Annotated in this window: 15 protein-coding genes; 9 read left to right on the top strand and 6 right to left on the bottom strand. The window is 74.2% G+C overall.

The window, feature by feature from the left end:
* Positions 1-6 precede the first annotated feature (6 nt).
* Positions 7-3,405, top strand: coding sequence for an AfsR/SARP family transcriptional regulator (locus tag ACQP6G_RS20685; RefSeq protein ID WP_429767184.1), 3,399 nt, complete (start codon positions 7-9; stop codon positions 3,403-3,405).
* On the opposite strand, the gene ACQP6G_RS20680 is transcribed toward ACQP6G_RS20685, so the two are convergent.
* The 6 genes from ACQP6G_RS20680 to ACQP6G_RS20655 all read right to left on the bottom strand — a co-directional run bounded on the left by ACQP6G_RS20680 (position 3,387) and on the right by ACQP6G_RS20655 (position 8,842).
* Complete coding sequence (locus ACQP6G_RS20680; RefSeq protein WP_429767182.1) at positions 3,387-4,235, bottom strand: ABC transporter permease; 849 nt, start codon at positions 4,233-4,235, stop codon at positions 3,387-3,389. The two genes, ACQP6G_RS20685 and ACQP6G_RS20680, sit on opposite strands and share 19 nt — an antisense overlap.
* A complete protein-coding gene (locus ACQP6G_RS20675) occupies positions 4,232-5,230 on the bottom strand; it encodes an ATP-binding cassette domain-containing protein (protein ID WP_429767181.1) in 999 nt (332 codons plus the stop codon). Before ACQP6G_RS20675 ends, ACQP6G_RS20680 begins: the two co-directional genes overlap by 4 nt.
* Positions 5,231-5,319: 89 nt before the next feature.
* A complete protein-coding gene (locus ACQP6G_RS20670; RefSeq protein ID WP_429767179.1) occupies positions 5,320-6,048 on the bottom strand; it encodes an aminotransferase class IV in 729 nt (242 codons plus the stop codon).
* A 29-nt stretch (positions 6,049-6,077) separates the two neighbouring features.
* A complete protein-coding gene (locus tag ACQP6G_RS20665; protein WP_429767177.1) occupies positions 6,078-7,049 on the bottom strand; it encodes a COX15/CtaA family protein in 972 nt (323 codons plus the stop codon).
* Between the two features lie 87 nt (positions 7,050-7,136).
* Positions 7,137-7,928 (bottom strand): ABC transporter permease, encoded by a 792-nt coding sequence (locus tag ACQP6G_RS20660; RefSeq protein WP_429767176.1) that lies wholly within the window; start codon positions 7,926-7,928, stop codon positions 7,137-7,139.
* Positions 7,925-8,842 (bottom strand): ABC transporter ATP-binding protein, encoded by a 918-nt coding sequence (locus ACQP6G_RS20655; RefSeq protein ID WP_429767206.1) that lies wholly within the window; start codon positions 8,840-8,842, stop codon positions 7,925-7,927. The genes ACQP6G_RS20660 and ACQP6G_RS20655 overlap by 4 nt, the downstream gene beginning before the upstream one ends.
* 179 nt (positions 8,843-9,021) lie before the next feature.
* On the opposite strand from ACQP6G_RS20655, the gene ACQP6G_RS20650 reads away from it, so the two are divergent.
* The 8 genes from ACQP6G_RS20650 (at position 9,022) to sufU (ending at position 16,238) form a co-directional block, all read left to right on the top strand.
* A complete protein-coding gene (locus tag ACQP6G_RS20650) occupies positions 9,022-9,660 on the top strand; it encodes an HdeD family acid-resistance protein (RefSeq protein ID WP_429767175.1) in 639 nt (212 codons plus the stop codon).
* A gap of 150 nt (positions 9,661-9,810) precedes the next feature.
* The gene (locus ACQP6G_RS20645) at positions 9,811-10,587 is read left to right on the top strand and encodes a helix-turn-helix transcriptional regulator (RefSeq protein ID WP_429767173.1); all 777 of its coding nucleotides are present in this window, start codon (positions 9,811-9,813) and stop codon (positions 10,585-10,587) included.
* Complete coding sequence (gene sufB, locus ACQP6G_RS20640; RefSeq protein WP_429767171.1) at positions 10,584-12,047, top strand: Fe-S cluster assembly protein SufB; 1,464 nt, start codon at positions 10,584-10,586, stop codon at positions 12,045-12,047. Before ACQP6G_RS20645 ends, sufB begins: the two co-directional genes overlap by 4 nt.
* A complete protein-coding gene (gene sufD, locus ACQP6G_RS20635) occupies positions 12,047-13,243 on the top strand; it encodes a Fe-S cluster assembly protein SufD (RefSeq protein WP_429767170.1) in 1,197 nt (398 codons plus the stop codon). The genes sufB and sufD overlap by 1 nt, the downstream gene beginning before the upstream one ends.
* A gap of 7 nt (positions 13,244-13,250) precedes the next feature.
* Positions 13,251-13,598: a non-heme iron oxygenase ferredoxin subunit gene (locus ACQP6G_RS20630; RefSeq protein ID WP_380316062.1), complete on the top strand. Its 348-nt coding sequence runs from the start codon at positions 13,251-13,253 to the stop codon at positions 13,596-13,598.
* Positions 13,599-13,640: 42 nt separating this feature from the next.
* Positions 13,641-14,408, top strand: a complete 768-nt coding sequence (gene sufC, locus ACQP6G_RS20625) for a Fe-S cluster assembly ATPase SufC (protein ID WP_429767169.1) — start codon at positions 13,641-13,643, stop codon at positions 14,406-14,408.
* Positions 14,409-14,454: 46 nt separating this feature from the next.
* On the top strand, positions 14,455-15,753 hold the full coding sequence (locus ACQP6G_RS20620; protein ID WP_429767167.1) for a cysteine desulfurase: 1,299 nt from the start codon (positions 14,455-14,457) through the stop codon (positions 15,751-15,753).
* Between the two features lie 20 nt (positions 15,754-15,773).
* Positions 15,774-16,238 (top strand): Fe-S cluster assembly sulfur transfer protein SufU, encoded by a 465-nt coding sequence (gene sufU, locus ACQP6G_RS20615; protein ID WP_429767165.1) that lies wholly within the window; start codon positions 15,774-15,776, stop codon positions 16,236-16,238.
* The last annotated feature ends 14 nt before the right edge of the window (positions 16,239-16,252 follow it).

Raw genomic sequence — 16,252 nt, 5'->3', positions numbered from 1 at the left:
ACAGGCGTGCGTGACGCCACCGACCCCGGTCCCGTTGCCGACGACGCGCCCGCGGTGCGGGTCCTCGGCCCGGTCCGGGTCGCGGGTCCGGACGGCGCCGAACGCGCTCCCCGCGGGGCTCGCGCCGCGGCGCTGGTCGCGCTCCTCGCGCTCGCGGGGCCCCGGGGTGTCTCCTCCGGCGGCCTCGTCGACCGGCTGTGGCAGGAGTCGCTGCCCGGCGACCCGCGGGCCGCGCTCCAGAACCTGGTCTCCCGGCTGCGGGCGGTCGCCGGTCGCGGTGTCGTGCGCGCGACGGAGACCGGCTACGCCCTGGGCGTCGCCTCCGACCTGGACCGGGTGCGCGACGGGCTGACCCGGGCGCGCCGCGAGGTCGTCTCGGGCGACCCGGCCGCCGCCCAGGCGACCGCGGAGGACGCCCTGCGCCTGTGGGCGGGCACACCCGGCGGAGACCTCGAGGGGGGCGAGTTCGCCGACGTCGCGCGCGAGCTCGCGACCGTCGCGCAGCGTTGGCGCGACGAGCTGCGGCTCGTGCGCCGCGACGCGGCCGAGGCCGCGGGCCGGCACGCGGTCGTCGCCGAGGTCGCCGGGGCGGACGTCGCCGCGGACCCCACGGACGAGGACGCCGCCCGCGCGCTCATGGGCGCCCTGGGCGGGCTCGGCCGGCCGGCGGAGGCGCTGCGCGTCTTCACCCGGCTGCGGTCGGTCCTGGTGCGCGAGCTGGCCAGCGAGCCCGGACCCGCCACCGTCTCGCTCTACGAGCGGCTCGCCGCCGACGTCGCCAGGGAGGGCACGCCGTCGGCGCCGTCATCGGCCCCGCCGTCGCCCGTTCCGACCGGCACGGGAGCAGTCGGGACCCCGGCCCGGGCGGCCGCCGGGACGGCCCGCGGCCTCCGGCGCTACCCGACGCCCCTGCTGGGCCGGGAGGCCGACGTCGCCGCCGTGCGCGACGCCCTCGGGACGGCCCGGCTCGTCACCGTCCTGGGGCCGGGCGGGCTGGGGAAGACGCGGCTCGCGCAGGAGGTGGCGCGCCGCGCGGTCGCCGGCACCGGGCTCGTGGTCGTCGTCGAGCTGGTCGGCGTGCGGGCCGACGACGACGTCGTCCTGGCGCTCGCCGACGCGCTGGGCGTGGCGCCCGGCTCGAGCACCCTGCGCCTGGCCGACCGGCTCCAGGCCGGCGACCTGGCGAGCCAGGTCGCCGCCCGCCTGCGCGACGCGGACGCGCTCGTCGTCCTGGACAACTGCGAGCACGTGATCGAGGGAGCTGCCCGCTGGGCCGGCGTGCTGCTGGACGTCTCGCCGCGGCTGCGGGTGCTGACCACCAGCCGGACGCCGCTGCTGCTGGACGAGGAGTCGACGTACGCGCCCGCGCCGCTCGGCGCCGACCCGGACGAGGAGGACGGCGGCCCCGCGGTGCGCCTGTTCGTCGAGCGGGCCCGCGCGGTGCGTCCCGACGCCCTGCTGGACCGCGCGGCCGTCGCGCGCCTGTGCGACCGCCTGGACGGGCTCCCGCTGGCCATCGAGCTGGCGGCCGCGCGCGTGCGGACCCTCAGCGTCGCCGAGGTCGAGGAGCGGCTCGACGAGCGGTTCGCCCTGCTGCGCGTGCGCGACCGCTCGGTGCCCGACCGGCACCGCACGCTCGAGGCCGTGCTCGACTGGAGCTGGAACCTGCTCACGCCCGGTCAGCAGGCGCTGTGGCGGCGTGCCGCCACGCTGCCCGACGGGTTCTCGGCGGAGGCAGCGCGCGCCCTGCTGCCCGACGTGCCCGGGTGGCAGGTGGACGACGACGTCACGACGCTGGAGCTGCAGTCCCTCGTGCGCGTCGAGGAGGCCGACGGAGGCACCCGGTACCGGATGGTCGAGACCGTGCGGGAGTTCGGGCTGCTGCGGCTCGCCGCGGCGGGGGAGGAGACGGCCACCGACGCGGCCGTGCTCGCGTGGTCGCTGACCGTGTCCCGGCGGTGCGCCTCGCGGCTGCTGAGCCCGCGGCAGCGCGAGGCCGTCGCGGAGCTCGGCCGGGAGCAGGAGAACCTGCTGTTCGCGGTGCGGCGCGCGATGGACCTGGGCCGGCCCGACGCCGTCGTGCACGGCTTCGTCGGGCTGCTCGGCACCTGGGCCGTGCGCGGCGCGGAGGAGCGCGTCATCGGGCTGGTGCCGGGGGTGCTGCGTTCCCTCGAGGGGTGGGTGGTGCCGGACGAGCACGCGGACGCCACCGCGATCGCGCTCGAGGCGATCGCGGCGTCCTCGGTCTTCGGCGTCCCCGGTCGGGCGGCGCGCCCGCTGGCGCGCCTGCGCCGGCTGCTGCGCACGAGCGGGTCCGTGGGGTCGCGCACCCGAGAGCTCGCGGACCTCGTCCTGGCCCGGACCCCTGAGGACGCGCAGGCCGTCCTCACCCGGCTCCAGGGGTCGGACGACGGGTACACGGCACTGCTGGGGCACATGTTCGAGGCGCAGCAGCGGGAGAACGACGGCGAGATCGCGCGTGCCGTCGAGCTCGCGCGGGCCGCGCACGACGTCGCGCGCGGGATCGACGACGCCGCGGCGTCGGCCATGACGGCGATGGTTCTCGCGTCGTTCCTCGCGGAGCGGGGCGAGCAGGCGGAGGCGGTCCGCTGGGTCGCCGCCGCGAAGGAGGGTGTCCTCGCGATCGGGGCGGAGGAGATGCAGTGGCAGGTCCGCTGGATCGAGCTGGGCGCCGCCCTCTCCCTCGGGGACCTCGACGCGGCCGAAGCCGTCGTCGCGTCGATGGTCCCCACCGCCGAGGGCGCGCACGACGGGCGGGAGGCCCAGGCGCGCGGCGTCGTCGAGCTCGGCCGTGGCGAGCTGGCGTGGGCGCGGGGCGACCACCCGGCGGCGCTCGCGCACCTCGCGCGGTCGCTGGCGACGTTCGGGGCGGGACAGCCGGAGGGGGACGCCGCGCCGTGGTTCCTCCTGCTCGCGTCGGCCACCCTGGTCCGGCGGGTGCAGGCGGGGGCCGACGAGACCGGGCTCGCTCGCCGGATCGTCGACGTGGGGCGGAGGGTGCGCGGCGGCGGCCGCGGCTTCGTCGACCGTCCCGTGCTGGCGACCTCGTCGGTCGGCGTCGCGTACTGGGCCTGCCTCGTCCCCGTGGGGTCGGGCGACCTGGACCTCGGGCGGGTGACGGAGGGCGTCGAGCTGCTGACGATCGCGGGCCGGCTGGGGGCGCGCCAGGACCTGCCCGCCCTCCGGCTCGACGCGCTGCGCGCGGAGGTGGCCACCGCCCTGGCCGAGCACGGCGCGGACGTCGTGCGCGCGGGGGAGCGGCGGGCCGAGGCCCTCGACCGGGACGACCTGGTGGCGCGCGCGGACGAGCTCCTGGTCCGTCTCGCGGCGGAGACGGACCAGGAGCTCGGGCCGGACGGGCCCGGTCAGGCCTTCTTCATGTAGCTCCGCACGGCGAGCGGGGCGAAGACCGCCACGACGACGGCGCAGCTCAGCAGCGCGATGCCGACCTGACCGGTCACGCTGCCGGTGCTGGCGAGGTCGCGGACCGCGGTCACGAGGTGCGACACCGGGTTGACGTTGACGAAGCCCTGCAGCCAGCCCGGCATCGTGTCCACCGGGACGAACGCGTTGGACAGGAACGTCAGCGGGAAGAGCACCAGGAACGAGATGCCCTGCACCGACGACGCGGACCTGCCGATGACGCCGAAGAACGCGAAGATCCAGCTCAGGGACCAGGCGCACACGATGACCAGCAGGCCGGCGAGCAGCACGCCGCCGACGCCGCCGCCCGGTCGCCAGCCCATGACCAGGCCCATGACGATCGTGAGCGTCGTGGCGATGAGGTAGCGGACGAGGTCCGCGACCAGGGCCCCGGCGAGCGGGGCGATGCGGGCGATGGGCAACGACTTGAACCGGTCGAACACGCCCTTGTCCATGTCCTCGCGCAGCTGGGTGCCGGTGACGGCGGAGGCCGTGATGACGGTCTGCACGAGGATGCCGGGGATGATGACCGGCAGGTAGGCCGCGATGCTGCCGGAGATCGCCCCGCCGAAGATGTACGTGAACATCAGCGTGAAGATGATCGGCTGCACCGTGACGTCGATGAGCTGCTCCGGCGTCCGGCGGATCTTGATGAGGCCGCGGCGCGCCATGGCCAGGGAGTCGGAGACGGCCTGCCCGGCGGTCACGCGGTTGCGCAGGGTGCGCTCGGCGCCGGGGACGATGCGTCCCCCGGGCGCCACGGGCGCGGAGGCGGTGGTGAGGGTGGTCATGCGGAGATCTCCTCGGGCTCGGGGGAGCCGGCGGCTCGGTCGGTCGTGGACTGGTCGGTGGCGTCGTGGCCGGTCAGCGTCAGGAACACCTCGTCGAGGGTCGGCTTGTCCATCGACAGCCCGTCGAGGTCGACGCCGGCGCCGCGCAGGCGGACCAGCAGGTCGGTGACGCGGGCGGGGTCGGCGACGGGCACGGTGAGGCGGCACGCCTCGGGGGAGACCGTCGCGGCCACGCCGAGCACGTCCAGCACGGCCGCCTGGGCGGCCGGGGCGTCGTCGGGCCGCACGAGGGCGAGCTGCAGCGACTGCTGGCCGACCGACGACTTGAGCTCGTCCCCGGTGCCCTCGGCGACCACGCGGCCGCGGTCGATCACGGCGATGCGGTCGGCGAGCTGGTCGGCCTCGTCGAGGTACTGCGTGGTGAGCAGCACGGTCGAGCCCGTCGCGACGAGGCGGCGGATGGTCTCCCACATCTGGGCGCGGGTGCGCGGGTCGAGGCCGGTGGTCGGCTCGTCCAGGAAGAGGAGCGGGGGCTGGGCGATGAGGCTCGCGGCCAGGTCGAGGCGGCGCCGCATGCCGCCGGAGAAGTTCTTCAGCGGGCGCGCGGCGGCGTCGGTGAGGCTGAACTCCTCGAGCAGGTCACGGGTGCGGCGCGTCGCGGCGGACCCCTTGAGCCCGTTGAGCCGGCAGAACAGCAGGAGGTTCTCGGTGGCGCTGAGCGTCTCGTCGACGGACGCGTACTGCCCCGTGACGCCGATCAGCTGGCGCACGACGAACGGCTCCCGCGACACGTCGTGGCCGAAGACGGACGCCCGGCCGGCGTCCGGCCGCAGGAGCGTCGCGAGCATGCGGATCGTGGTGGTCTTCCCGGCGCCGTTCGGGCCGAGGACCCCGTAGACCGTGCCGGTGGCGACCTCGAGGTCGACCCCGTCCACGGCGCGGTTGTCGCCGAAGGTCTTGACGAGGCCCTCGGCCTCGATCGCGGTGGTGGTCATGGCACCACCGTGCGCGGCGCCGCTCCCAGCGTGCTGTCACGGCGCTGTCACGCGCTCGCCTCGGCAGTCATGCGCCCGCCGACCAGCGGCTACGGCGCCTCCCACGGGAGGGCGGCGACCCGGCGCCGGATCTCCTCCACCCGCCCGGTCGCGTCCGGGAGGGCCGTCCCGTCGACGGACGCGACGGCGACGATGCCGATCGAGTTGACGAGGAACGCCCCGGAGGCGCGGCGCAGGTCGCCGAGGTGCACCGGACCGGTGCGGGTCGGCGTCGTCTCCTCGACCAGCGCGAGGCCGGTGCCGCGCAGGTGCGGGGCATCGGGCCACAGCACGCCGCCGTCGGGCCCGAGCACGCCGACGTTCGCGATCGTCGACTCCGCGACGGCGCCGTCCGGGCCGACGAGCAGCGCGTCGTCGTACCCCTCGCGCCCGACCTGCCGCGCCCACTGCGCCTGCGCGAAGCCGCCCAGGTGCTTGAGGTGCGCGAACGGGCGCAGGTACGGCACGGAGCGCAGGCGCTGCGGACGGGTCGGGGCGAGGCGAGGGGCGCCCACCTGCACGGCGACGTGCTCCGGATCGCGCAGCACGACGCGGACCGAGGCGTCGTCCTGACCGGCGAGGGCGTGCCGGAGGAGCCTGCGGACGCGGTCTCCGTCGAGCGGGAGACCGAAGATCTCGCGGTGCGCGACGTCGAGCCGGGTCAGGTGGTGGCCCAGGCCCTGCACACCGCCGCCACGCACCTGCATGGCGGTGAAGTGACCGTCCGTGGACGCGACCTGCTCGGCCGTCGCGGGGCGGCCGTCGACCTCGATGCGCACGCCTGCACCGTAGCGCGGGGACGCCTGCGTCAGGCGCGGGTGCGCAGCTTCAGGACGGCGTTCGCGGTGGCCCAGGCGAGGCAGCCGGCGCCCACCAGGTGCACGCCGACGAGGATCTCGGGCAGGCCGGTGAAGTACTGCACGTAGCCGACGAGGCCCTGCGACAGGGTGACCGCGAGCAGCACCCACGCGCCCTTGCGCGCGGCCGCGACCCGCGGGCCGGCCGGCGCCCGGTGCAGCAGCACCAGGAGCACGACGAGGGTGATGAGGAACAGCCACACGGACTCGGAGTGCGCCCGCGTCATGGTCAGCGGGTCGAGCGCCAGCCGGTAGCCGACCTCCGTGTCGCCCGAGTGCGGGCCGGAGCCCGTGACGAGCACGCCCAGCGTCACCACCGGGATCAGCAGCAGGCCGAGCAGGGCGCCGGTGGTCGCGACGCCGCGGCCCGCGACGCGCTGCGGGGGCCCGTCGCCCTCGCCGTGCCGGTGCAGCAGGTACGCGCTGAACCACACGAGGGCGACCGAGACGCCGAAGTGGAGGGAGACCCAGCCGGGGTGCAGGTGCAGCAGCACCACGATGCCCCCGATGACCGCCTGGGTGAGCACGCCCGCCAGGGGCACGATGCCCAGGGCCCGGTACGACTCGGTCCGGCGCCGGTCGGTCCACACCAGGACCAGCACCATGACGCCGATGACGCTCAGCACGCCCGTCATGGTGCGGTTGCCGAACTCGACGAACGAGTGGATCGAGGACGCCTCGTGGAACACCGGCGTGAAGTGCCCGGGCTCGCACATCGGCCAGGTGGAGCAGCCGAGCCCGGAGTCGGTGAGGCGCACCGCACCGCCCGTGCCGATGACGAGGATCTGCCCGATGACGTTCGCCAGGAGCACGCCGCGGGTCCAGGGCCGGAACCGGGCGAGGCGGTCGGGGCGGTCGGTCCGGTCGGGCGTGGCGCCGGCACCCGCCTCGGGGGCGGGCGCGGCGGGGCTCGGCGAGGTCACGGGTCCACGCTATCCCTCGGTCCGGACCGTTCGGGCGGCGACGGCCGCCCCACGGTGTGACGTTGGCCCGGTCCTGTCAGCTCCTGGTCACTGCCAGCGGAAGAAGCGGGCCGCGGCCCACCCCAGCAGCGCGGTCCAGGCGGCGAGCACCACCAGCGCGAGCGCGGGTACGCCGGTGCCGAGCAGCGCGCCCCGCATCGCCTCGCCGAGGGCGCCCGACGGCAGGAACGTCGCGAGCTGCTCGAGCGGACCGGGCAGCTGGGCCGGCGGTACCAGCAGGCCGCCGCCCACGACGAGCAGCACGAGGACGAGGTTCGCGAGCGCGAGCACGCCCTCGGCGCGCAGCGTGCCAGCGAGCAGGAGCGCCAGCGCGGTGAAGCAGGCCGTGCCGAGCAGCCCGACGCCGACGGCCGCGAGGATCCCGCCCGCGGCGGGGTGCCAGCCCAGCGCGAGCGCGACCGCCCCGATGACGACGACCTGCACGACCTCGACGGCCAGGACGCCGAGCAGCTTGCCGGCGAGCAGCCCGCCGCGCCCGAGCGGCGTCGTCGCCAGGAGTCGCAGCACGCCGTTGCGGCGGTCGAACGCCGTGGCGATGGCCTGCGAGGTGAACGCTGTCGAGACGCAGGCGAGCGCGAGCACGCCCGGCGTCACGAAGTCGATCCGGTCCAGACCGCCGGTGTCGATCTCGACGACGCTGGTGCGCGTCAGGCCGAGGAGCACCATGACCGGCAGCACGATCGTGACGAGGAGCTGCTCGCCGTTGCGCAGCACGGCCCGCGTCTCGAACCCGGTCTGGGACAGCACGCGGCGCCATGCGGGGGCGGCGGCGCCGGGCCGGCTCGTGCCGCTGGTCGGGTGCGGGGTGGTGGTGGTCATCGCAGGTGCCGTCCCGTCAGGTCGAGGAAGACGTCCTCCAGCGTGCGCCGGCCCACGGTGAGGCGGCTCGCGAGGACGTCGTGGTCGGCGAGCCAGGCCGTGAGGACGGCCAGGGTACGCGGGCCGGCGGGGCCTGCGACGACGTAGGAACCGGGCTGCGGCTCGGTGACCACCCAAGGCCCCTCGCCGGCGGCGTCGAGGGCTGCCGCGACGGCGGCGGGGTCGAGGCCCGCGGCGGCGTCGAAGCGCAGCGTGCGGTCGTCCTGGGCGTCGGGGGAGAGGAGCTCGGGCACGGAGCCGCTGGCGATGAGGCGGCCGTGGTCGACGACGTGCACGCGGTCGGCGAGGTCCTCGGCCTCGTCCATGAGGTGCGTCGTGAGGACGACGGCGGTGCCCTCGTCGCGCAGCTCGCGCACGAGGTCCCACACGGCGTGGCGGCTCTGCGGGTCCATGCCCGCGCTCGGCTCGTCGAGGAACACCACCTCGGGCCGCCCGACGACCGCCGCCGCGAGGGACAGCCGCTGCCGCTGCCCGCCGGACAGCCGCCGCACCGTGGTGCGGGCGAACGACCCGAGGCCCAGGCGCTCGCCGAGCTCGCCCAGGTCCCGCGGCGCCGCGTACATGGAGGCGACGTGGCGCAGGACCTCGCCGGCGCGGGCGCCGGTGGGCAGCCCGCCGTCCTGCAGCATGACGCCGACGCGGGGGCGCAGCGCGCGGGCGTCGGCCACCGGGTCGAGGCCGAGGACGCGCACCGTGCCGCCGTCGGGGGAGCGCAGGCCCTCGCAGCACTCGACGGTGGTGGTCTTGCCCGCGCCGTTCGGCCCGAGCACGGCCGTCACCGCCCCGGCGTCGGCGACGAGGTCCAGACCTGCGACGACGTCGCGCCCGTCGTAGCGTTTGACCAGGCCCCGCACGCGGACGGCGGCCCCGGCAGCGGGATCGACGGAGCCGGCGCGCGGGTCCTCGGCAGAGTGCGCGGACGGCGTGGCGCCGTCCGCGCCCGATGGCGCGATCGAGGTGGGCACCGGAAGATTCTACGGACGTCGCCCGGCCGGGCGGCGCACGCTCGTACGACCCGAGGAGCACGACGGACATGACCTTCTACGCGTTCACGCCGCCGCAGGACGTCGCAGCCCTGGCGCGGCGGCTCTGGTACTGGCCGGTCGTGCGTGGCGTGCTCGCCCTGCTGTTCGGGCTCCTGGCGATCTTCCTGCCCGACAAGACGCCGACGCTGCTCGTCCAGGTGTTCGGGGTGTTCGTGCTGGTCGACGGTCTGGTGAGCATCGTCGACGGGATCCGCCGGCGCGGCACCTCGGCGGGTTCGGTGAACACGGGCGTCGGGATGGTCGCGCTGGTGTTCGGCGCCCTGCTGCTGCTCCTGCCGAAGGTGTTCCTCGGCGTCGTCCTCATCCTCGTGGCCATCTGGGCCCTGATCTTCGGCCTCCTGCAGCTGTTCGTCGTCCCGGCCATGCGTCGGCGCGGCGGGGCGTCGTGGGTGTGGAACCTGCTCGCGGGCCTGCTGCTGGTGGCGCTCGCGGTGGTGTGCTTCGTCAACCCGGCCGACGCGATCGTGGGCCTGTCCATCGTGATCGGCGTGTTCGCGGTGATCATCGGGATCGTGATGATTGCCCTCGGGATCAAGCTGCGCCAGCTCGGGCAGCAGGCGTCCGGCGGGGGCGCGGGCGGCCGCCCGGGCGAGGTCATCGAGGGCCGCATCGTCACCGACGAGTGACGTTCGCGACACCGGGGCTCTCGACGGGCCCCGGTGAGGCTTGCCTTGCTTGACATCCTGGATTACGCAACAAGGATGTTCCCTATATCGACGTCGTCGCCGGGGTGAGGTTTGCCCCCGGTGGTCCACGAGCCGCACGGGGGTGAGCGCATGCCGACCAGCACGACCGACCGCACGCCCGCACGCGTCGACCCCCGCCTGCTCGACGGCGCGCCCGAGGCCGACGGCACCACCCGTCGCCGCGTCCTGGAGCTCGTCGCCGGCGAGGGCCCCGTGACGGCGGGGGAGCTCGCCGACCGGCTCGGCCTCACCTCCGCCGCCGTCCGCCGGCACCTCGCCTGCCTCGAGGAGGACGGCACCATCGCGGTGCACGAGGCCGGTCCGTCGTCGGGCCGCCGGGGCCGCCCCGCCCGCCGCTACGTCGTGAGTGCCCGCGGGCAGTCCGACCTCGCGGGCGGCTACTCCGAGCTCGCGGCCCAGGTGATGCGCTACCTGCGCGAGACCGGCGGAACGGACGCCGTGGCGCGGTTCGCCGCCGACCGGTACGACGCCGTGGTCGCGCGGTACGCGCCGCGCCTGACCGCCAGCGACCCGCAGGAGCGCGCGGCCCAGCTCGCCGACCTGCTGTCGGCCGACGGCTATGCCGCCTCGGTCCGCCCGGTGAGCGGCCCGCTGCTGCCCACCGTCCAGCTGTGCCAGGGCCACTGCCCGGTGCAGCACGTCGCCGAGGAGTTCTCCGAGCTGTGCGAGGCCGAGGCCCGCGCGTTCTCCGAGCTGCTCGGCACGCACGTCCAGCGCCTCGCCACGATCGCGGGAGGCGCGCACGCGTGCGTCACGAACGTCCCGATCGTCTCCACCCCGACGTCCCCCCAGAACCTCCCCACCCCGGCCCACCGCACCCGCGGCACGCAGGAAGGAACACGATGAGCGCTCCCACCCAGGACGCCGCCCAGGCGGCTTCGGCGCAGGGCACCGAGAAGCGGTCCGATGACGAGATCATCGACTCGATCGGTGCGTACGAGTACGGCTGGCGCGACAGCGACGCCGCGGGCGAGGCTGCGCAGCGCGGTCTGAACGAGGACGTCGTCAAGAACATCTCCGAGCTCAAGAACGAGCCCGAGTGGATGCGCAAGGCGCGCCTGAAGGCGCTGCGACTCTTCGACAAGAAGCCGATGCCGAACTGGGGCGCCGACCTCACCGGGATCGACTTCGACCGGATCAAGTACTTCGTGCGCTCCACGGAGAAGCAGGCCGCCAGCTGGGAGGACCTGCCCGAGGACATCCGCGCCACCTACGACCGGCTCGGCATCCCCGAGGCGGAGAAGCAGCGCCTCGTGGCCGGCGTCGCCGCGCAGTACGAGTCCGAGGTCGTGTACCACCAGATCCGCGAGGATCTCGAGGCCCAGGGCGTCATCTTCGTCGACACCGACACCGGTCTGCGCGACTACCCGGAGCTGTTCCAGGAGTACTTCGGCACGGTCATCCCGGCGGGCGACAACAAGTTCGCCGCGCTGAACTCCGCCGTGTGGTCCGGCGGCTCGTTCGTCTACGTGCCGCCGGGCGTGCACGTGGAGATCCCGCTGCAGGCCTACTTCCGCATCAACACGGAGAACATGGGCCAGTTCGAGCGGACGCTGATCATCGCGGACGAGGGCTCCTACGTGCACTACGTCGAGGGCTGCACCGCGCCGATCTACTCGAGCGACTCGCTGCACTCCGCGGTCGTCGAGATCGTCGTGAAGAAGAACGCCCGCGTGCGCTACACGACCATCCAGAACTGGTCGAACAACGTGTACAACCTGGTGACGAAGCGCGCCACGGCCGCCGAGGGCGCCACCATGGAGTGGGTCGACGGCAACATCGGCTCCAAGGTGACCATGAAGTACCCGGCGATCTACCTGCTGGGCGAGCACGCCCGCGGCGAGACGCTGTCCATCGCCTTCGCGGGCGAGGGCCAGCACCAGGACGCCGGCTGCAAGATGGTGCACGCCGCGCCGCGCACGTCGTCGTCGATCGTGTCGAAGTCCGTCGCCCGCGGCGGCGGCCGCACGTCGTACCGCGGCCTGGTGCAGGTGCTCGAGGGCGCCAAGCACTCCGCGTCGACCGTGCTGTGCGACGCGCTGCTCGTCGACCAGATCTCCCGGTCCGACACCTACCCGTACGTCGACGTCCGCGAGGACGACGTGTCCATGGGGCACGAGGCGACGGTCTCGCGGGTGAGCGAGGACCAGCTGTTCTACCTCATGTCCCGAGGCATGGAGGAGACCGAGGCGATGGCCATGATCGTGCGCGGGTTCGTCGAGCCCATCGCGCGCGAGCTGCCCATGGAGTACGCGCTCGAGCTCAACCGCCTCATCGAGCTGCAGATGGAAGGGTCCGTCGGCTGATGGCCATCACTACCGATCACTCCCGCGCCGTGGCCGACGGCGCCCACTCCCACGGCGTCGTGCCGGCGGGCTCGCGCGCCGAGCGCAAGACGTCGTTCGACCTCGCCGACATCCCCGTGCCCACCGGGCGCGAGGAGGAGTGGCGCTTCTCGCCGGTGGCGCGGCTCCAGCCGCTGTTCGGCGAGGAGCACGGCGCCGGCGGCGTGCTGACGACCGTCGTCGAGGCCCCCGAGGCCAAGGTCGAGATCGTCGGCAAGGACGACCCGCGCCTGGGCACGACCGGCAAGCCGGGCGACCGCACCGCGGTGACCGCGTGGAACGCGGCCGCCGAGGCCACCGTCGTCACGCTCCCCGCCGAGGCCGTCGCCACCGACGTCACCTCCGTGCGCGTCGAGGGCGCGACGAAGGACCTCACGGCGCAGCACCTGCTGGTGCACGCCGAGCACCACGCCGAGGGCGTCGTCGTCATCGACCACCGCGGCGACGCGACCCTCAACCAGACGGTCGAGATCGTCGTCGACGAGGGCGCGCACCTCACCGTCGTCAGCGTGCAGGACTGGGCCGACGGCGCCGTGCACGCCTCCAGCCACCGCGCCCGCATCGGCCGCGACGCCAAGCTCAAGCACGTCGTGGTGACCTTCGGCGGCGACGTCGTGCGCCTCACGCCGGACGCGACGTTCACGGGCGAGGGCGGCGAGGTCGAGATGGTCGGCCTGTACTTCGCCGACGCCGACCAGCACCAGGAGCACCGCCTCTTCGTGGACCACGCCGTGCCGCGCTGCAAGTCGCGCGTCACGTACAAGGGCGCCCTGCAGGGCGCCGGCGCGCACGTGGTGTGGGTCGGGGACGTGCTCATCCAGGCCGAGGCCGAGGGCACCGACACCTACGAGCTCAACCGCAACTTGGTCCTCACCGACGGCGCCCGCGCCGACTCGGTGCCGAACCTGGAGATCGAGACGGGCGAGATCGAGGGCGCGGGGCACGCGTCGGCGACCGGCCGGTTCGACGACGAGCAGCTCTTCTACCTCATGGCCCGCGGCATCCCCGAGGTCGACGCCCGTCGCCTCGTCGTGCGCGGCTTCTTCGCCGAGCTGATCGACGAGATCGGCGTCCCGTCGGTCGAGGAGCGCCTGCTCGCGTCGATCGAGGCGGAGCTGGAGAAGTCGATGAGCGCCATCACCGGCGTCGCGGAGTGACGCGGCGATGACCTCTCAGCTGGCCTGCATGGCCGACGACCTCGCCCCCGAGGAGGCCATGCTCGTGGAGCTCGACGGCGCGGACGGGGCCCCGGTCCCGGTCGCCGTCGTCCGCGACGCCGACGGCGGCTGGCACGCCCTCTCGGACATCTGCTCGCACGGACAGGTCTCCCTGTCCGACGGGGAGGTCGAGGGCTGCCTGGTCGAGTGCTGGCTGCACGGCTCGCAGTTCGACCTGCGCACCGGCAAGCCGGTCCAGCTCCCCGCGACGCAGCCCGTGCCGGTGTACCCGGTGACCGTGGACGGCGACCGCATCCTCGTGGACGTCGACGAGCGGCTCGCCGTCGCGTCCTGACCTGCCTCAGACTTTCGCAACACAGACCTGGAGACACGAAGCATGCCCACCCTGGAGATCCGCGACCTGCACGTCAGCGTCGAGACCAAGGAAGGCGCCAAGCCGATCCTGCGCGGCGTCGACCTGACCATCAACTCGGGCGAGACGCACGCCATCATGGGGCCGAACGGCTCCGGCAAGTCGACCCTCGCCTCGGCCCTCGCCGGCCACCCGAAGTACACGGTGACCTCCGGCACCGTCACGCTCGACGGCGAGGACCTCCTCGCGATGACCGTCGACGAGCGCGCCCGCGCCGGCCTCTTCCTCGCCATGCAGTACCCGGTCGAGGTGCCCGGCGTGTCCGTGGCGAACTTCCTGCGCACCGCCAAGACCGCCATCGACGGCGAGGCGCCCGCCCTGCGCACGTGGGGCAAGGAGGTCAAGGGTGCGATGGAGAACCTCCGCATCGACTCGACCTTCGCCGAGCGTTCCGTCAACGAGGGCTTCTCCGGCGGTGAGAAGAAGCGCCACGAGATCCTCCAGATGGAGCTCTTCAAGCCGCACTTCGCGATCCTCGACGAGACCGACTCCGGCCTCGACGTCGACGCCCTGCGCGTCGTGTCCGAGGGCGTGAACCGCGCCAAGTCGAACACCGACGTCGGCGTGCTGCTCATCACGCACTACACGCGCATCCTGCGCTACATCAAGCCGGACTTCGTGCACGTCTTCGTCGACGGCAAGATCGCCGAGGAGGGCGGCCCCGAGCTCGCGGAGCAGCTCGAGGAGAACGGCTACGACAAGTACGTCGGCACCGGCGCGACGATGGCCTGACCTCCCCGTCGAGCATTCGACCAGGAGCCGTCACCAGGAGGACAGCATGACCACCACCGACACCGTGCGCCCGTCGCTCACCGCGGCGGAGCTCGCGGCCGTGCGGGCGGACTTCCCGCTGCTCGGGCGCACGGTGCGGGGTGGCCGGCCGCTGGTCTACCTGGACTCGGCCGCGACGTCGCAGAAGCCGAACGTCGTGCTCGAGGCCGAGGTCGACTTCTACGAGCAGCGCAACGCGGCTGTGCACCGCGGCGCGCACCAGCTCGCCGAGGAGGCGACCGAGGCGTTCGAGGACGCCCGGGCCGCCGTGGCGAGGTTCGTCGGGGCCGACGAGGGCGAGATCGTCTGGACGCCGGGCGCGTCCGCGGCCCTCAACCTCGTGGCGTACGCGTTCTCCAACGCGACGGCCGGGCGCGGCGGTGCCGCCGCCGAGCGGTTCCGCCTGTCCCCGGGCGACGAGATCGTCGTCACCGAGGCGGAGCACCACGCCAACCTCGTGCCGTGGCAGGAGCTGTGCGCCCGTACCGGCGCCGTCCTGCGCTGGTTCGGCGTCGACGACGACGGGCGGATCGACCTGTCGGACGTCGCGAGCGTGATCACCGAGCGCACGCGCGTGGTGGCGTTCGGCCACGTGTCGAACGTGACGGGCGCGATCGCCCCGGTGGCGGAGCTGGTCGCCGCCGCGAAGAGGGTCGGGGCCGTCACGGTGCTCGACGCGTGCCAGTCGGTGCCGCACCTGCCGGTGGACCTGCACGCCCTGGACGTCGACCTCGCCGCCTTCAGCGCGCACAAGATGCTCGGCCCCACGGGCGTCGGCGCGCTGTACGGGCGGCGCGAGCTGCTCGAGGCCATGCCGCCCGTGACCACGGGCGGGTCGATGGTCGAGGTCGTGACCATGGCCGAGACCACCTACGCCCCGCCGCCGCAGCGGTTCGAGGCGGGCACGCAGATGGTCGCGCAGGCCGTCGGCATGGGCGTGGCCGCGCAGTGGCTGGACGAGCTCGGCATGGACCGCGTGGCCGAGCACGAGCGGGAGCTCGCGGCCGAGCTGGTGCGTATCGGCGAGATCCCCGGCGTGCGGATCGTCGGGCCGGCCGACGCGCGCGACCGCCTCGCGGTCGTCTCGTTCGTCGTCGACGGCGTGCACGCGCACGACGTCGGGCAGGTGCTCGACGACAAGGGCATCGCCGTCCGGGTGGGGCACCACTGCGCGCAGCCGCTGCACCGCCGGTTCGGCGTGGCCGCGACGGCGCGCGCGTCGGCCTCCGTGTACACCACGGCCGAAGAGATCGCGGCGTTCCGGGAAGCATTGTCGGGCGTGCGCGCGTTCTTCGGTGTGGACTGACGTAGGCGGAGAGGACAGCAGTGAGCTCGCTCGAGCAGATGTACCAGCAGGTGATCCTGGACCATGCGAAGCGCCCGCACGGACGGGGCCTCGTCGACCCGCCCGCCGACCACCGGTCGGGGGAGTCGCACCAGGTGAACCCGACCTGCGGCGACGAGATCACGCTGCGCGTGGACGTCGACGGCTCCACCGTGTCCGGCGTGTCCTGGGAGGGCCAGGGCTGCTCCATCTCGCAGGCGTCCGCCTCCGTGATGACGGAGCTCGTCACCGGGCACGACCTGTCCGACGTCGCCCGCATGGACGCCGTCTTCCACGACCTCATGGCCTCGCGGGGCAAGGGTCTGGACGACGAGGACGCGCTGGACGCCCTCGGCGACGCGAGCGCGTTCACCGGCGTCTCGCAGTACCCCGCCCGCATCAAGTGCGCGCTGCTCGGCTGGGCGGCGCTCAAGGACTCGCTGGCGCGCAGCGGCGCGCTGGGCTGAAGCCGACCTGAACC

Source organism: Isoptericola nanjingensis (assembly GCF_050311635.1).
Taxonomy (GTDB): Bacteria; Actinomycetota; Actinomycetes; order Actinomycetales; family Cellulomonadaceae; genus Isoptericola; species Isoptericola nanjingensis.
The sequence above is the reverse complement of the archived record's forward strand: the minus strand, read 5'-3'. Positions and strand labels throughout refer to the sequence as shown.

Coding starts and splice junctions, on each gene's coding strand:
- ACQP6G_RS20675 (WP_429767181.1), bottom strand. CDS start 5,230: ATGACCACCACCGCGATCGAGGCCGAGGGCCTCGTCAAGACCTTCGGC.
- ACQP6G_RS20630 (WP_380316062.1), top strand. CDS start 13,251: ATGACCTCTCAGCTGGCCTGCATGGCCGACGACCTCGCCCCCGAGGAG.
- sufB (WP_429767171.1), top strand. CDS start 10,584: ATGAGCGCTCCCACCCAGGACGCCGCCCAGGCGGCTTCGGCGCAGGGC.
- ACQP6G_RS20680 (WP_429767182.1), bottom strand. CDS start 4,235: ATGACCACCCTCACCACCGCCTCCGCGCCCGTGGCGCCCGGGGGACGC.
- sufD (WP_429767170.1), top strand. CDS start 12,047: ATGGCCATCACTACCGATCACTCCCGCGCCGTGGCCGACGGCGCCCAC.
- ACQP6G_RS20650 (WP_429767175.1), top strand. CDS start 9,022: ATGACCTTCTACGCGTTCACGCCGCCGCAGGACGTCGCAGCCCTGGCG.
- ACQP6G_RS20645 (WP_429767173.1), top strand. CDS start 9,811: ATGCCGACCAGCACGACCGACCGCACGCCCGCACGCGTCGACCCCCGC.
- ACQP6G_RS20620 (WP_429767167.1), top strand. CDS start 14,455: ATGACCACCACCGACACCGTGCGCCCGTCGCTCACCGCGGCGGAGCTC.
- ACQP6G_RS20660 (WP_429767176.1), bottom strand. CDS start 7,928: ATGACCACCACCACCCCGCACCCGACCAGCGGCACGAGCCGGCCCGGC.
- sufC (WP_429767169.1), top strand. CDS start 13,641: ATGCCCACCCTGGAGATCCGCGACCTGCACGTCAGCGTCGAGACCAAG.